At 36.6% G+C, this 16,880-nt stretch carries 16 protein-coding genes and 1 riboswitch; of the genes, 10 read left to right on the top strand and 6 right to left on the bottom strand.

Annotation, left to right across the window (positions count from 1 at the left end):
- Positions 1-18: 18 nt before the first annotated feature.
- The 9 genes from MHH64_RS16325 to tatA all read left to right on the top strand — a co-directional run bounded on the left by MHH64_RS16325 (position 19) and on the right by tatA (position 8,909).
- Entirely contained in the window at positions 19-588 is a 570-nt protein-coding gene (locus tag MHH64_RS16325; protein WP_118890338.1) for a hypothetical protein, read from the top strand.
- On the top strand, positions 581-895 hold the full coding sequence (locus tag MHH64_RS16320) for a hypothetical protein (protein WP_118890337.1): 315 nt from the start codon (positions 581-583) through the stop codon (positions 893-895). Before MHH64_RS16325 ends, MHH64_RS16320 begins: the two co-directional genes overlap by 8 nt.
- 77 nt (positions 896-972) lie before the next feature.
- On the top strand, positions 973-2,250 hold the full coding sequence (locus MHH64_RS16315) for a surface carbohydrate biosynthesis protein (RefSeq protein ID WP_303448035.1): 1,278 nt from the start codon (positions 973-975) through the stop codon (positions 2,248-2,250).
- Positions 2,251-2,897: 647 nt separating this feature from the next.
- Entirely contained in the window at positions 2,898-3,047 is a 150-nt protein-coding gene (locus tag MHH64_RS16310) for a hypothetical protein (RefSeq protein ID WP_158586303.1), read from the top strand.
- A gap of 670 nt (positions 3,048-3,717) precedes the next feature.
- On the top strand, positions 3,718-5,325 hold the full coding sequence (locus tag MHH64_RS16305) for a M20/M25/M40 family metallo-hydrolase (RefSeq protein ID WP_251659112.1): 1,608 nt from the start codon (positions 3,718-3,720) through the stop codon (positions 5,323-5,325).
- Between the two features lie 792 nt (positions 5,326-6,117).
- On the top strand, positions 6,118-7,623 hold the full coding sequence (locus MHH64_RS16300) for a hypothetical protein (RefSeq protein WP_340002029.1): 1,506 nt from the start codon (positions 6,118-6,120) through the stop codon (positions 7,621-7,623).
- Positions 7,624-7,648: 25 nt separating this feature from the next.
- Positions 7,649-7,996, top strand: coding sequence for a hypothetical protein (locus MHH64_RS16295; RefSeq protein WP_095308361.1), 348 nt, complete (start codon positions 7,649-7,651; stop codon positions 7,994-7,996).
- Positions 7,997-8,113: 117 nt separating this feature from the next.
- Positions 8,114-8,281, top strand: a complete 168-nt coding sequence (locus MHH64_RS16290; protein WP_158586218.1) for a hypothetical protein — start codon at positions 8,114-8,116, stop codon at positions 8,279-8,281.
- 409 nt (positions 8,282-8,690) lie between these two features.
- Positions 8,691-8,909 carry a twin-arginine translocase TatA/TatE family subunit gene (gene tatA / locus MHH64_RS16285; RefSeq protein WP_340002028.1) on the top strand — a complete coding sequence of 73 codons (219 nt, stop codon included), beginning with the start codon at positions 8,691-8,693 and terminating at the stop codon, positions 8,907-8,909.
- Positions 8,910-8,965: 56 nt separating this feature from the next.
- Here tatA and MHH64_RS16280 read toward each other — a convergent pair whose 3' ends face one another.
- From MHH64_RS16280 to MHH64_RS16270, 3 genes are all read right to left on the bottom strand, one after another.
- On the bottom strand, positions 8,966-10,663 hold the full coding sequence (locus MHH64_RS16280) for an EAL domain-containing protein (RefSeq protein ID WP_095308364.1): 1,698 nt from the start codon (positions 10,661-10,663) through the stop codon (positions 8,966-8,968).
- Between the two features lie 246 nt (positions 10,664-10,909).
- On the bottom strand, positions 10,910-11,527 hold the full coding sequence (locus MHH64_RS16275; RefSeq protein WP_340003281.1) for a peptidylprolyl isomerase: 618 nt from the start codon (positions 11,525-11,527) through the stop codon (positions 10,910-10,912).
- A 324-nt stretch (positions 11,528-11,851) separates the two neighbouring features.
- Complete coding sequence (locus MHH64_RS16270) at positions 11,852-11,953, bottom strand: YjcZ family sporulation protein (RefSeq protein WP_095308365.1); 102 nt, start codon at positions 11,951-11,953, stop codon at positions 11,852-11,854.
- 162 nt (positions 11,954-12,115) lie between these two features.
- Between MHH64_RS16270 and dacB the strand changes: the two genes are divergently transcribed.
- Positions 12,116-13,480: a D-alanyl-D-alanine carboxypeptidase/D-alanyl-D-alanine-endopeptidase gene (gene dacB / locus MHH64_RS16265; protein ID WP_340002027.1), complete on the top strand. Its 1,365-nt coding sequence runs from the start codon at positions 12,116-12,118 to the stop codon at positions 13,478-13,480.
- A 102-nt stretch (positions 13,481-13,582) separates the two neighbouring features.
- Here the strand turns inward: dacB and MHH64_RS16260 are convergent, their stop codons facing one another.
- The 3 genes from MHH64_RS16260 to MHH64_RS16250 all read right to left on the bottom strand — a co-directional run bounded on the left by MHH64_RS16260 (position 13,583) and on the right by MHH64_RS16250 (position 16,578).
- Positions 13,583-14,770: an aminotransferase class I/II-fold pyridoxal phosphate-dependent enzyme gene (locus MHH64_RS16260; RefSeq protein WP_340002026.1), complete on the bottom strand. Its 1,188-nt coding sequence runs from the start codon at positions 14,768-14,770 to the stop codon at positions 13,583-13,585.
- Entirely contained in the window at positions 14,767-15,885 is a 1,119-nt protein-coding gene (locus MHH64_RS16255; RefSeq protein ID WP_340002024.1) for a methionine biosynthesis PLP-dependent protein, read from the bottom strand. The genes MHH64_RS16260 and MHH64_RS16255 overlap by 4 nt, the downstream gene beginning before the upstream one ends.
- 75 nt (positions 15,886-15,960) lie before the next feature.
- Positions 15,961-16,072: riboswitch (SAM riboswitch) on the bottom strand.
- Positions 16,073-16,428: 356 nt separating this feature from the next.
- Positions 16,429-16,578, bottom strand: coding sequence for a hypothetical protein (locus tag MHH64_RS16250; RefSeq protein WP_168927287.1), 150 nt, complete (start codon positions 16,576-16,578; stop codon positions 16,429-16,431).
- Between the last annotated feature and the right edge of the window lie 302 nt (positions 16,579-16,880).

Here is a 16,880-nt window from a genome sequence, read left to right as displayed (position 1 = left end):
ATGGAGGTGAATTATTACATGAAAAGAACTGATGAAATACGACAAAAAATCGTAAAATGGCAGGAAATGAATACTTCATATCTAAATGAAATTAAATCTTTGGTAACAGAAAGGAAAGCATTGAACGAGTTCCACGTAATCAGCTACTTCTCATATTCACTAAATATATTTCATAAACCGGGAATCGAAAATTACTGCCTAGGTTCTTTTCATATACAGAATGTAGGAGGAAGACCGCTCACTAATCCATATATATGTATAAAAGTGTCCCAAGATTCTCCCTTTGACTTTTCTGGGAAATATTTATATAAGGATTCCAAGCAAAAAATGAGACTGACAAATGCGTGGGAACGGATAAATGATCCAATGGATAAACAGGAGTATTGGCTAAAGCCTGTTGGGAAAAGTGTGCTTAATCCTTCTGAAACACTTACTTTCTCAAATTTTCAAATGAAATGGTTACCGAAATCTACCTATGCAGGCAGTATAATGGGATTTACTTATGGGGATGAAGCAAAAGATGGAATTAGTTCCTTCAACCAGATTAATGTCAATGGAACAATAGTGGAGGAGGAGGGGAATGAATAATAACCAAAACAATTCAAACATAGAAAAATTAATTAAACAATTAATAGATGGGTATAAGAAGGAACATTTGGAGGAATTAGGAAGTGACAATAGGAAAGAAAACAACAGTTTTGTTTTTTTGGAAAAAAATACATTACATATGTTTATTAGTTTTATGTTAATACTTTTGGAAAAACAACATGATATAGGTGTAAGAAGTGATGAATCGGAATCATCTGTTAAAGAATTATCGTCTTACCTGGATTCCATAATCGAAGATAATCAAAAGGATTTTGAGGAACTTATTGATATATTAAAAAAAACCTAATGTTAGCTTATGCTAAAAATAAAAATTACTTTCTGCCGACTATGTTGTTTCTATAGAAAGGTTACGAGGTGATTAAATTGGGTAATCATAAAGGCTGGTTATATCTCCCGGTAGAAATAAAAGTCAGAGAATTAGATGCTAAGTTACTTTTAGCATATTATGCTGTAAAAGAAGGTTACCGTGTCATTATTGGTGAACATAGAATGGTTGAGTTAGCATCAGCAACATATCCTAATGGAATCTTTTTTTCAAAAGGTTATCCAAAAGGATTTAGAAAAAGAATTATAACAAATGCAAAAAATAACGGACATATGATAGTTGAACTGGACGAAGAGGGGTTAATTTTGAGCAATACAACACAGTACCTAGATGACAGGATGAGGTCAGAAATGCTTGAATTGGTAACACAAGAATATTGTTGGGGAGAATTTCAAAAAGAAACCATTACCAAAGTTACACAGGAATTTGCAAGTAAATGCCATATTGTAGGCCATCCAAGGTTCGATCTTTTAAAATCAAAGTTCCAACCTTTCTATGAAAAAGAGGTTGAAGATATAAGAAAAAAATATCATGACTTTGTTTTGATCAATACAAGGTTTACACTGTATAATTCTATAACAGAAAAGAAAAACCAAAATACAGATGAGCTTACTTTGTATATAAAGCGCTTATACGATTATTTCTTGAATCTGATCAAAGATGTGTGTGTGAGATTTCCTGATACTAACTTTGTTGTTAGACCACATCCAGGAGAGAATATAAACGCTTATCGGGAAACATTCTCCCAACACCATAATGTACATGTAATTCATGAAGGAAGTATTGTTAAGTGGCTTATGGCTGCTAAAGTAATTATCCAAAATGGTTGTACTTCAAGCATCGAGGCTTTTTTAGTTGGAAGCCCGATCATTTCATATATACCAGTTACTTCAAAAGAATTTGACGTGGAATTTCCAAATGAATTAGGGTTCAAAGCTAAAAACACACACGAGGTTAATAACATATTAAAGAATATACTAAATAAGCATTCCGCTGATCATCTATACAAACAACACGTAATAGAGAGTGAAAAATATTTAAATCAGTACTATGAATGGTCGAACGAAGAATTTTCCTACGTTGAAATATTACGTTTATTAAGTACCATTAAACTAACACCATCTTCCAGAAGATTATCTTCCTCACAAAAAACATTCTATTTAAAAGAAAACAAGAAAGTGAAGCATTTTTTTCCATCGCTTACAAATACGGAGATTGTGCACTTTTTTAGTAAATTAAATGAAGTAGAGAAATCTAATAGTGGTTTTATTATTAAGAAATTAGGAAAGAATCTTTATGATATATACCAAAAATAAATTTTGAGATTTAGACATGCCAATTTTTTTAGGAAAAAAATATAAGCACCTTGTTTCCCTTCCGTAATGTAATAAATGTACAAAGCTTGGCTTGTGGTTGCATAATACCCTCCTCTAAATTGTATTTTTTTAAACCATATTCCTTTCACAACTTTATGTTTATATCAAAACACTATAAAATTGCTTATAGACCTTGATGAATGCAAAAAAAAAGATACTTTTAATGAGTATCTTTTGTTGTCAACATATGAGATGACTACTGGAAATAAGCTAGCCTAAAAAAGAGGTTTGACATATGAAATGAGAAACGTAATGGCTCAGTCAGGAGATGAAGGAGCAGCCATATGCAGCTTTGCAGAAAAAACATCGTCAGATAATTTATTTTCCATAACGTCGTAATTAACAGAAGGCTATCGGTAAGTTTGTGCTTAACGATTCTTTATCTCTATGCCGTGTTTTACAACGTAGTGAGTTCGATACGCTTATCATATATCGATACTCATTATATTCTATGTAAATATGTATAGCTTGTTCAGGCGAACGACCTAATTTAAATGAATATTGACTAATTGGACGTATACTATCGCCTTTACCTTTATTTATTGGAAACATATACTAATTTAGTGAATAGGAAAAGAGGTGTCAAGATGAGTGGAATTTCTGTAAAAGCACAGAAGATTCGAAAAAAAGGTTGTGGATGTGGATCAAGTCAAGTATTAAAGTCACGTCGCCTTGATGGTGCAACGAATAGTAGATGGGCAATAAATCGACCAATTAAAGCAAGAAATTTACGATAAGTTTACAAGAAACAAATTGAATAAATAACAAACCAATGGTGGTTACCATTGGTTTGTTATTTAAAAAGAAATCCAATTAAAAAATCGGTAGCAATACTGAAAGGCTGTTCAAAAGGCGGATTTGCTACTTTATCAAATACATTCCATCAAAAGGGACTACTTGTCTTGTTAAACCCATCAATATCCAATCGAATTTTTTCACACTAGTGTGGATTTCTCAATTTTTTTCTGGTTTCCTTTTCAGAGCTTTTAAAAGCAACGGTTGTTCCTTCTTATTCTGTAATTTCCTTAACATATTTTCAAGTATGAAGTACTTTACCCATTTCCATCGCTTACATATTGAATGGGTTACCAATTACATCCATAAATCATCAAATGTAAATTCCTTTCCGCTGTTTACAATATTCAACTCCATTCCTCGTGTGTAATTTCAACTAAACGTTTTTGTTACAACTACAATTGAAATGAAATCTGACTTGGAATATAAAATTTAAAAGGGATATATTATTTAAAAAATACTCCTGTTATAATCAGGAGTAAGTATGTTTTATTTCAGCTTAAATGAATTTTAGGAAGACTGCTAGATAAAGTTTATTTTATTCTTCGTTTCAAAAAATGAAAACGTTCTCTTTTGGTGTGAACAATTTAGCTGAGATGGGAGGATTTAATTATGAGCAATTTAAAATGGAATCAACCGGAAAAGTTACGTGCACTATTAGCAGAAGTAGTAAGCTGGAAGAGTATGACGCTTTCGGAGGGGGAGCGGCAATTTCCTGCAAAGCTACAAGCAAAGCTGCAGGACTTGCTGTATTTTCAGCAACTTCCAGATCAATTGGCGTTACATGAAGCAAATTTTAGGAGGAAGTTTCTAACAGCATTATATAAACATCCTAATGCAAAAGAAACCATCTGCTTGATGAGCCATTTTGATACAGTAAATACAGAGGAGTACGGCTCTTTAGAACCATTAGCAACGCAGCCTGAAGAACTTACAAAGGTATTAAGAGAAAATCAAGAAGCGTTGCCCAATGAGGTGCAGAGGGATTTAGAATCTGGTGAATATTTATTTGGTCGAGGGACGATGGACATGAAAATGGGACTTGTCATGCATATGAGCTTATTAGAAAAAGCGACCGTCGAAAAATGGCCAATTAATTTGTTATTATTAACCGTTCCTGATGAGGAAGTGAATTCATCTGGTATGCGGCATGCTGTTCCGATACTTTTGGAGCTGCAAAAAAAGTATCATTTTAGCTATAAATTATTTTTAAATAGTGAACCAGTTTTCACCCAAGAGCCAATGGATCGAGCACACTATTTATATACAGGTTCTATGGGTAAATTACTTGCAGCTGCTTTGTTTTATGGTAGGGAAACACATGCTGGTGAGCCATTGAGTGGAATGACTTCACCATTTATTGCATCTTTTTTAACACGAGAAATGGAATGGAACGATTCGTTTCAAGAGACTGTATTAGGTGAAACCACACCACTTCCGGTTACATTACAGCAAACAGATTTAAGATTACTCTATTCTACGCAAACACCATACAGATCTTCGGCATTATATAATATTTTTATGATGAAGCGCAGCGCAAAGGAGATATTTGATATTTTTGAATCCGTAGCTCAAACCGCTGTGGCTAAATGTAATGAAGCGTACAAGAAAATTTGTGAGAAAAACAATGTAGAGCCGATCGGGAAGGTACAAGTTATTCGTTACAAAGATTTATTAAACTACGCTATAAAAAAGTTAGGTGAAGGGTTCGTTAACGATGTTATAGCTGATATTCAGTATGAAGAAGGCTGGGATGAGCGAGAAAAATCGTTACGTATAACCGACAAGTTAATGCTCCAATGTCAAGAGCTTGCTCCGGCAATTGTAATTCTTTTAGCACCACCATATTACCCCGCAGTAAATTCAACTGGTAATGAACTCGTTGAAGCTTGTACAACATTTATAAAAAAGTTAGCAAAAGATAAATTTAATTTAGAGATGAAACGCATTCACTATTTTAACGGGCTATGTGACCTTAGCTATGTAAACTATATGGGGATGTCAGATGGTTGGAGTGCATTTGAGGATAATACACCAGTATGGGGGGATAGCTATTCGATTCCATTTGAGGGAATGCAGCGGCTGAATGCACCGGTACTTAATGTCGGCCCCTTAGGATATGATGCCCATAAACGTACAGAACGACTAAGTTTAAAAAATGCTTTTGAAGAATTTCCTGTTATAATGGAAACTTTAATCCATAAGATTAGTAGATTATAGGTGCTTGCTGTATTTCCATTGCTGATGAAGATGGTTTTGTTGGACGTTATGTAGGTGATGAATTAGATAATGGTATGGTAAAAGTTGGGGATAAAGATGTATAATACGGGTACGTAACAAGGGATTATATCTTTTGATACGAGTCAAATTAAAGAAACCATTCATTCGGCAACTCTAAGGCTTCATCCAAATGCCATTCAAGGTAATGTAACTTCCATTCAAATTATATGCATGCTGGTGTATTTGGAAATCATGCATCACTTGAACAGTTGGATTATTCATATAAAGCAAGCGAATCAAATCTTGCTACCTTCTTGCTATTCGTCCGATAAAGCAGCATTTTATTGGACGATTGTTATGTATTCAGCAGCTTTCCTAACGAATTGTATTTGTTAGTTATGGGCAAACAATTAATACAAATAAAGATAGGATAAGCATTTCCAAAGAATGCCGGACGCTATGTAAAAGTTGGATTTACTAAAGTTTTATTTTTTTTAATCATAACATGAGATCTTAATGTTATGACCTATTAGCGAAAGTGTACATTAATACAACAAATATAAAGACACAGAACCTCCTGGCACGATGTACGTAACTACGGAGGTTCTTTTTTATGTCAAAACATAACTTAACTATTGTCCCGGTTATATCACAAACTGAAAGTAAAAAGTGTTGCTAACTAGAGTATAGATCCAGCCCGAAATTCGAAAAAACCCTATAAATAGACGATAGCACGGGCTAAACAGATTTTAAAACAATACTATAACTTATAAATGAAAGGAGGTAATTTATTTGGCTAAATATGAATCAAATAGATACAGGAAAAGAAGAAAGTATATTAATAAGCTAAATAAATATAATTTATTGCTGGATGAAAATTTAAATGCTGAAGCAGATGCAGACGCGGATGCTGATGCATATTTGAATGCAGAAGTGGATTCAAAATCTGACTCACAAGCAGATTCTGATTCCCAAGCAGATTCGAACTCAGACTCAGACTCTGGCTCAACTTCAAATGCAGATGCGACAGCGAAAGCTGATTCAAATTCCGACTCCGATTCAACTTCGGATGCAGATGCGACAGCGGACTCGAATTCCGATTCCGATTCAACTTCGGATGCAGATGCAACAGCTGATTCGAATTCCGACTCCGATTCAACAGCAGACGCAGATGCTACATCTGATTCAGATTCAAACTCTGACTCCGATTCAACATCGGATGCAGATGCTACATCTGATTCAGATTCAAACTCCGACTCCGATTCAACAGCAGATGCAGATGCGACAGCGGATTCAAACTCTGACTCCGATTCAACGTCAGATGCAGATGCAACAGCGGATTCAAACTCTGACTCCGATTCAACATCAGATGCAGATGCAACAGCGGATTCAAACTCTGACTCCGATTCAACGTCAGATGCAGATGCAACAGCGGATTCAAACTCTGACTCTGATTCAACAGCAGATGCAGATGCGACAGCGGATTCAAATTCCGACTCCGACTCAACATCAGACGCAGATGCGACAGCGGATTCAAATTCCGACTCAGACGCAACATCCGATTCAGATTCGAATTCAAACTCCGACTCCGATTCAACATCAGACGCAGATGCGACATCAGATGCCGATTCAACGTCAGACGCAGATGCGACATCAGACGCAGATTCAACGTCAGACGCAGATGCGACATCAGATGCAGATTCAACATCAGACGCAGATGCGACATCAGATGCCGATTCAACGTCAGACGCAGATGCGACATCAGATGCAGATTCAACATCAGACGCAGATGCGACATCAGATGCCGATTCAACGTCAGATGCGGACTCGACGTCAGATGCGGACTCGACGTCAGATGCCGATTCAACGTCAGATGCGGACTCGACGTCAGATGCCGATTCAACGTCAGACGCAGATGCGACATCAGACTCCGATTCAACCTCAGATGCGGACTCAACGTCAGATGCCGATTCAACGTCAGATGCAGATGCAACAGCGGACTCGGATTCTAATGCAACATTCGAAAATAACAATATTGAAGCCAATGCTGGTAATAATACCCTGACAACAGGTAACAATACGAACATTAATATTGGTATCAATGATAATACAAGCATATTAGTAGTATCATTACTTTCTATTATAGGTATATTAGAAGCTTTTAGAGGAGAAAACAACCCGGAAAATATGGATAATTTAATGACTAATCTTACAAATACACTAAATGTATTGTTAGAAAGAGAAGATAGTAATCGAGCAGCAATTCTTAATGCAATAGAATCTTTAAGAAATGAGTAAATAATCTGGATAAGGAGGAGATTAGATGGGTAAAAGATCCGTATCTACTTGTAGGATTAAGACGGATCAAAGTCAAGAAACGCTTACTGTAGCTATTAAAAATAGTAATCAAAAATATAGTCGTCCTTTTAAACTAAATGTATACGATGAAGATTCAAAAACAAAAGAAAAGCTACCAGTTTATTTGAATGAAGAACGAATAACTGAAGATACAATTGGCCCCTCAGAAGAGAAAGAATACAAAATAAATGTATCCAATGTAGATAGAAAAGTTGTATTCCAAATTATTCAGGAAAATAGTGGCGGTGGAATGAAAATGGGGGTAAGCAAAAGCAGTAAGCACCCAACACATGTAGAATTTCAGATGAAGTAAATTAATTATTTGGGCTGTGTGAAAGGTTAACAAACCTTAGGTCACAGCTCAAACTTTTAAATTAATTACGATAGATGTGAGAATGAAAGAATCTTTAACTTGAGAGGAGAATTCAAAATGACTATAGAAGAGAAACTAGCTGTAAAGCATGCGAATAAGGAAGAGAAACTAGCAGCAAAGCAATCGGTTAAGGAAGTGAAAGAGGCAGCTAAGCAAGCGAAAAAAGTAGCAAGAAAAGCGAAAAAGGAAGCAAGAAAAGCAGCTAGGGAGGAAAGAATAAAGTAGCTGAGCCAAACGAAATTCATTTAATAATAACTAAAGATGTGGATAACAAGTTTCTCTATACCACATAGGGGGGTGTCAAATAGAGTGTTAACGTTCTAATTGATTCAAGGTACTTTGACACCCTTACTTTATTGCTCAACGAAGTAAATTTGTATCATTTGAAAAGGAAGGGATCAAACGAATATATCACAGGGAATTATAAAAGATTATCCTATTCCTATCCCAGCTGTTTCCGACCAGAACCGTATCGTGGTTTAATTAAAATATGAGTCGTCTCCTTTCATTATACATACATGTTATAACCGGATTGTATGCTACTATATTTCTCTAGAGTTGAATGAAAGGTGCACAATATGTTTTAATTTTTTAGATAAAGGAGTATAATTGGTGGAGTATGGGGGTGACACAGATGGGTATCGCGAATATAGGAATTCCAGGACTAATCCTGATTGTAATTCTTGCGTTAATTATTTTTGGGCCGAAAAAATTACCGGAAATCGGTAAGGCGGCAGGGCAAACATTGCGTGAATTTAAGAGTTCTGCAAATAATTTGATAGATGATGATTCTTCGGATGAGAATAAAAATAAAGAAAAAGAAAAAGAAAAAGAGGATCAAAACAAAGCATAAAAAAGGCCAGAATCAATTGATTCTGGCCTTTGTGTTCTGGCTCCTGTGATAGTCGGTTAGCCTAATTGACTGAATAGTTCCGTAATCTCTCCATCACCTATGGGCTTACTGAAATAATAGCCTTGCCCCTCGTGACATTTTTGTTTTTTAAGATAATTTAGTTGGTCTTCACTTTCAATTCCTTCAGCAATTACCCTGAAATTTAAATTTTTTCCCATACTTATGATAGTATTTGCTATGATTTCACCGTCTCTATCCAAATCATCAATAAAAGACTTGTCGATTTTTAGTGTATCAATTGGTAGCCGTTTCAAATAGCTTAATGAAGAGTAGCCTGTCCCAAAGTCATCGATCGAGACATTGACACCAAGCTCCTTTAATTTATTGATTGTTCTAGAAGAAGTTTCGATATCAAGAATGGTCCCTTCTGTTATTTCGATTTCTAAGTAAGACGCATCTAATAGTGATTCATTTAAAATTTCCTGTAAATCATGTATGAATTTCTTATCCTTAAATTGCATTGGTGAAACGTTAACACAAATACGTTGTAGCAAGATTCCTTGTTCTTGCCACACCTTCATTTGGCTGCAAACAGTTGCCAATATCCATTTCCCAACTGGAACAATCATACCATTTTCCTCCAGGATAGGTATGAACTCATTTGGTGCGACAAATCCTAATTTTTTATTATGCCAACGTAGTAATGCTTCCAAACCAACGATTTTATTATTTTTAAGATTGACAATTGGTTGGTAGACAACTGTAAATTCATTTCGCCCAAGTGCCTCTTTTAATTCTAAGTCAATTTGATAATTTCGTTCGAGCAAAATATTTTGGTCCTCTGTATTAAAGCAGTATTGGTTACCGCCATTTCTTTTGGCATGATACATTGCTGTATCAGCCTGTTTCATTATGGATTCGATGAAAGTAATGCTAGGCCACTCCTTTGAAACGTATGCTTGCCTGCTAATTCCAATGCTTGCAGATGTCGACATCTGTTTATCGTCGATTTGATAAGGTAAACGGATCTGTTTCAATATAGTAGTTGCCAACGCTTGTATAGCATGTTCAGAGAGATTATTTTTCAAAATAATGATGAATTCATCTCCGCCTTGTCGTGAAATGAAGTCTGATTCAGTTAAACACTCTTTTAGACGATTAGCAACAGTTTTAAGCATGGCGTCACCAGTGTCATGACCAAAATTATCGTTAATGGCTTTAAACCGGTCTAAGTCTAGATATAAAACAGCTACAACTTCTTGTGGTTGTATTGGTTGATTTTCAACCCACTTGCGAAAGTGATTTCGGTTTGGTAGTTTTGTCACTGGATCTGTATACGCCATACGCTCGATATACGCCTCATGTTCTTTACGAGTTGTAATGTCATGACGTACTGAAATATATTGATAGACTTCTCCATCAGGTGTTAAAAATGGAACAATGGTCGTATCTACCCAGTAATAAGTACCGTCCTTTGCTTTATTTTTTATTTCGCCTCTCCATACATTCCCGTCTTGAATCGTTTCCCATAAATCTTTAAAAAAAGAGCTCGGATGAAAGCCGGAATTAATGATATTATGATTGCTGCCAATTAATTCGGCTTCACTGTACTGTGAAATTTCGCAAAACTTTTCGTTAGCATACGTGACAATTCCATTATTATCTGTTATGGCAACGATTGATGAAGCATCAAGGGCAAATTTAATATCCTTCAGCTTTTGGTATATTTTATCTAGCTCCGTTTTATGGTTCATTTTTACTACCTCCCTTGAAACTGATTCTATAGTTAGTACTATTATTATACTAGATTTATATCTTTAAAGCCAAGCAGACTCTTGAAATCAGGAGAGCTTTATATAACTTACTAGGATATTGGAACTATGGTGTGTGGTTTTATAATTTGAGTAGGGATTTTAGGTCATTTTTCGAGTTTGGAAGTTGACTCAGGGATTAGGGAGGATATAACCGAAAACCGTCTTTAAGCGATTTTCGGTTATCGTTTATTCTTCTGTTTTTTCGGGTGCTGGATAGCTATGCCCTTTTGTATCCACAGTGACTGTTTTAATGCTTTGATCTTCTAATGGCTTATCTGTTTCATCTCTTTGAGCGGCAACAATTTCATCTACTACTTCTATACCTTTAATTACCTTACCAAATGCCGCATAGTCTCCATCGAGATGTGACGACTGCTTTACCATAATGAAAAACTGGGAACCAGCTGAATCAGGATGACTAGACCTAGCCATGGAAAGTACGCCGCGTTCATGCTTTAATTCATTATCAAAACCATTAGATTGAAACTCTCCTGGAATCGAGTAACCTGGCCCCCCAGTGCCAATCCCTTCAGGATCTCCACCTTGAATCATAAAACCTGGAATAACCCGATGGAAAATTAAGTCATTATAAAAACCATCCTCAATTAATGAGATAAAATTTGCCACTGTATTTGGGGCAATTTTAGGATATAGCTCAGCAATGATTTCTTTATCATTCTCCATAGTAATGGTAACAATAGGATTTTCTTCAATTGTGGAGCTCTCTGCTTGTCCACCAGTATTATTTTCTTGCTCATTTTCTGTTTCGTTTCCGCAAGCTGTCACTATGAGAGCAAAAACCATAGCGATGGAAATAAGGAAAAATAGTTTCCATTTTGCTTTTATCTTTCGCACATAAATCCCCCTTACATACTAAAATGATTGAGTATAGTATAGCATGGGATCGATTTACATTCACAATACAAAAAGTCCTATATTTTCCTTGATTTTAGAATATTATTCGTAATCTTTTCTGCTGTTAATTTACAAGGTTGCTATTGTAGGAGGTGTTTTTCATCAAAAAAAGGATGCTAAAGCATCCCTCAAGGTTCCGTTATCTAATGAGAGGAGGAAAGAAAATAAGTTGATAAAAAAGGGAGAACACAACTTAGTACTACATAACAATCTCTAGTATGACTTTCCGAAAGATGTTCCAACGATAATTAATAGGATGAAAAGAACGACAATTAAAGCAAAGCTGCTATTGCCGCGGCCGCCACAATCACTCATATTTTACACCTCCCTGCTTTCGTTTACACATAGTATATGAACGGAATGGATTTTTGGCAGGGCGCTGGGGTTAAAATAAAAAATGATTTGTTGTATATGATGACGAAAGGGTTTTGTGGTATTGATGTAGAACTATTTGTCATAGAAGGGAGGCGAGCGTATATGAAGGAAGCATTAAATAGCTACATCGAAACAGATGCAAAGCTAGAGGGGGCAATAATTGGTATTAGCATTCGCTCCGCAGTATCTGGGGATGTTTTATATGAATATAATCATGATATTCGTCTTCGTCCCGCATCGAATATGAAACTTTTAACTGCTGCAGCTGCATTGAATGTATTAGGAGAAGACTATACGTTTTCTACACAATTACAAACAGATGGGGTGTTAAGAAAAGATACGCTTGAAGGCAACCTTTTTCTAGTTGGTAAAGGTGATCCTACTTTACTGAAGGAGGACTTTAAAGCGTTCGCAGAAGAAATAAAGAAAAAAGGTATCCATAAGATAACTGGAGATATTATTGGGGATGATATGTGGTATGATCATGTACGACTTTCTCGTGATTTAGTTTGGTCGGATGAGCAATATTATTATGGTGCAGAAGTTTCTGCGTTGACAGCTTCTCCAAATAAAGATTATGATACGGGTTCTGTGTTAATCGAAGTGATACCTACAGTTATTGGAGAGCCGCCAATATTTACAATATCACCGAACACAGATTATGTAACGGTTCAAAATAAGGCAATAACGGTGAAAGAGGCTCTGGACGATGATTTGATAGTGGAACGGGAGCATGGCAGTAATCGAATAACAATTTCAGGTGAAATTGCATATACTTCTGAGGCCGTTAAACGATGGATGTCTGTATGGGGCGCTAGTGAATACGCCATGAGGCTTTTCAGCAACGCTCTTACGAAGCAAGGAATAAGCTGGGATGGTGAAGTGAAAATAGGGGAATCCCCTAGGAATGCAACCGTACTAAGCTCAAAAGATTCCGTTCCGCTCTCGGAAATACTGATTCCTTTTATGAAGTTAAGCAATAATGGAATAGCGGAAATGCTAATAAAGGAAATGGGTAGAAGGATTCATAAAGAGGGAAGTTGGGAAAAAGGTATTCCAGTACTGGAGAAGGAAATGAAGCAGCTAGGCATTGCAGTAAAACATCTGTTAATCAAAGATGGCTCTGGTATATCACATAGTAATTTGATTCCGGCAAATGAAATTTCTCAATTATTGTATGAAGTTCAGAAAAAGGAGTGGTTTCCTGTATTTTTGCATGCACTACCAGTAGCTGGACATGCGGATCGAATGATTGGCGGAACACTTCAAGAACGAATGAAATTGTTTTCTGTGCAAGCAAAAACGGGAACTATTGAGGGGGTAAGCACGTTGTCAGGATATCTAGATATATCCAATGGAGAGCGGTTGATTTTTTCTATCCTGGTAAATAACCTACTTGGTGAAGAAGTAGGAAAGGTGATTGAGGATGAAATTGTAGAACGGATAGTGGTGGCGGAAGGTAAATAATCGTAATAGGCTTTATTCCCAGCCTTTTAAGCTGCAGTAGCTCTGTCCTTTACGCATTGTCTGAGGACAGAGCTCGCCAATAAAGCAATAATCTAAATTAGATTAAGAAGCAGAGGTTTTTACTGCAGCATAAACTTCAGCTGCATGGAGTGCTTGATCAAAATCTGCAATTAAATCATCTGTGAATTCCAATCCTGCTGAAAAGCGTAATAATCCATCTGTAATGCCTCTTTTTTCACGTTCTTCCTTCGACATCGCAGCATGTGACATTGTTGTAGGATAAGACAGAATGGATTCCACTGCTCCAAGACTAACAGCAAAAACAGGTATCTGAACATGATCTACAAATGCTTTTGCAGCAGTTCTATTTGGTAATTGGAACGAAAAGACAGCTCCAGACCCTTTGGACTGCCTTTGATGAATTGTAAATCCTGGGTGAGAGGCTAAACCAGGATAATACACTTTTTCAACAAACCGATGTGCTTTTAAGTAGTCAACCAATACTTGTGCGGATTGACTAGACTGTTTCAAACGAGCCCCTAACGTTTTCATTCCCTGCAGTAATAGGTAGGAATCTTGAGCACCAAGAATTGCGCCAAAGGAGTTTTGGATAGAAGCAAGTTTTTCCCCGAGCGATTCATCACGAGTAACAGCTAATCCTGCAATCACATCACTATGACCGGATAGAAATTTAGTTGCACTATGAAGTACAATATCTGCCCCGAGGTCTAATGGATTCTGATAAAGTGGTGTCATAAATGTATTATCGACAAACGTAAGGCAATTATTAGCCTTGGCAATTTTTACGATTCCGGTAAGGTCCGTAATATTCATACATGGATTGGAAGGTGTCTCAATATAAATCGCTTTTGTATTCGGCTGAATGGCATGAGCCGTTTCATTTAAATCGGTCATATTTACAAAGGTATGTTCAATTTGATATCGTTTCAAAACCTCTGATACGAAACGATATGTTCCGCCGTATACATCCGTTGTTACTAATACGTGATCACCAGCAGAGAGCAATAATAGTACAGAGGAAATGGCTGCCATACCAGACGCAAATCCGAATCCGTGTGAACCATTTTCCAGCTCTGCAATTTTGTCCTCCAATGCCTGACGTGTTGGATTTCCTGACCTGCTGTAATCAAACGGACCAAACGCATCAAAGCTGTTTTGGTGAAAAGTAGATGAAAGGTAAATAGGCGTATTTACCGCTCCAGTGCTTGTTTCCCCTCTCTGTGATCCATGAATGAATTTCGTTTCCACATGCCGCTTCACTTGATTCATTTCTCATCCTCCTCATTCAATTTGGATAGTGCTTGTTGTAAATCTGCTTTTAAATCCTCAACATGCTCAATACCTACAGAAAATCGGAGTAAATGATTGCTTATGCCTCGACGAATTCTTTCCTGTTCTGGTATGTCAGCATGTGTCTGCGTTGTTGGATAGGTAATAAAGCTTTCTACACCTCCAAGGCTCTCAGCAAAAACGATTAAATTTAATGAAGATAGAAATGGATCGACCCATTGTTCCTCTTTGAGAGAGAAAGACAGCATTCCACCCTTATTTGGATAAAATACATTTGAAACTGCTGGTTGCTTATTTAAAAATTTTGCTATGCTTTTTGCATTCTCTTCATGTCTTTCAACACGGAGCGCTAATGTTTTTAATCCTCTAATAAGTAGCCAAGAGTCAACAGGCGAGAGTACCGCACCAGTAGCATTATGATTCTGGGATAGCTTTTCACAGATTTCTGTTCCTTTTGCAACAACTAATCCAGCTAGTACATCGTTATGACCGCCAATATATTTGGTCGCACTGTGGATAACAATGTCTGCCCCTAACTGTAGTGGCTGTTGTAAGTAAGGTGTTAAAAAGGTATTGTCAACAATGAGTAAAAGCTTATGCTTCTGGGCTAATGTTGCGTAGCTAAGAATATCAATTTCCTGCATTAATGGATTTGTAGGTGTTTCGATAAAAAGAGCCTTCGTACGTTCATTAATTAACTGCTCCGTTTTTTCAACTGTTTCAAACGTATCGTAAGTAGTCTCAATTTGGTAGGTTTCTGCATATTGTTCGAAAATCCGATAGGTACCACCATATAAGTCTTCAGGTGCAAGGATATGATCACCTGAACGGAAAAGGGATAGTACTAATTGAATAGCTGCCATCCCCGAGCTACAGGCAAACCCCGAATCACCTGTCTCTAAGTCAGCAATACCTTCCTCTAAAATAGTTCGGGTAGGATTTTTCGTTCTTGTATAATCATATCCAGTTGACTGTCCAAGGCCTTTGTGCTGATAGGCAGTAGATAAGTAAATGGGTGGATTAATTGCGCCTGTTTTTTCATCACTCTTATTTCCTAGTTGTACGAATTTCGTTTGTAACCTGTTGTTTGTCATTTTTTTAGCCTCCAATAGAAAAAATAAAAAGAGCAACCCTCAGATAAGAAGATTGCTCTTAATAGCACAGCATTCTTCTTATCTTCTAAGCAACTTGGATAGTTGCTTACTGGAATTAGCACCGGACCGCTATCGGCTGGTTGCTGAGACATCAAAGGGCCAGTCCCTCCGTCTCTCTGGATAAGAATTAAATAGATTTATGTAATTTTTCGAAATTATATTAGTAATACCTTACATTAGAAATCTGAAAAAAGCAAGAGGCATTTCGTTTTATTGTTTTCGTTCGTAAAGCATAAAGCTGAGTTAACATTTAACCATTGACTCAGCTTTATGTGCCAGAGGATTAGTCGCACTTATCCCCCTGTGGTGAAAGCGGGCACTGACACCATGTAACAGAATGGGCGATTAAAACTAGACTACGCCCAAAGGGAGATGCTTTCTTTATCTCTTTCGTAGGAATGTTCGACCCGCCGGACCACCCGAAGTTCGGGGTGTCGTAGGTACATCGCTAAATCGGATGCTTCCGCTTTTGTTCTAAAGATGCTACCTTTTACGTTTGTTTTTCTTATTGTCTAAGTTTAGAAACTCACTATTTTCACTCGCGAATTCCGTATTATTGCCTTGCCTATTATGTTTATTGTGATTGTTTTGTTTTCCTTTATCTTTGTTTCGGTTTTTATTTTCCTCAGACATTATCGCCCCTCCTGTGAAAATTTGTGGTGATTATTTACACCAATGAGGCTAGTTTAACCATTCACTTGGAAAATATAAGCGTAATAAAAACCTAATATATTTTTGTGTATGAAAAAAGTATGATGTATTACTTATATCTGCCTTTTGATTGAAAAGATAGATGACAATATTGTTATGGCTTTAAATCTAACTGCGAAGGAAATGTATTCAATCTAATATCCAGAGGACAAAGAAATGTTAAGTAAACGAAAGCAAGATCTAGTTTTTACGTATATGGTAGAAGATTGGGCTCGTCAGAATAA

The sequence above is a fragment of the Oceanobacillus sp. FSL K6-0127 genome, assembly GCF_037983385.1.
Taxonomy (GTDB): Bacteria; Bacillota; Bacilli; order Bacillales; family Amphibacillaceae; genus Oceanobacillus; species Oceanobacillus profundus.
The sequence above is the reverse complement of the archived record's forward strand: the minus strand, read 5'-3'. Positions and strand labels throughout refer to the sequence as shown.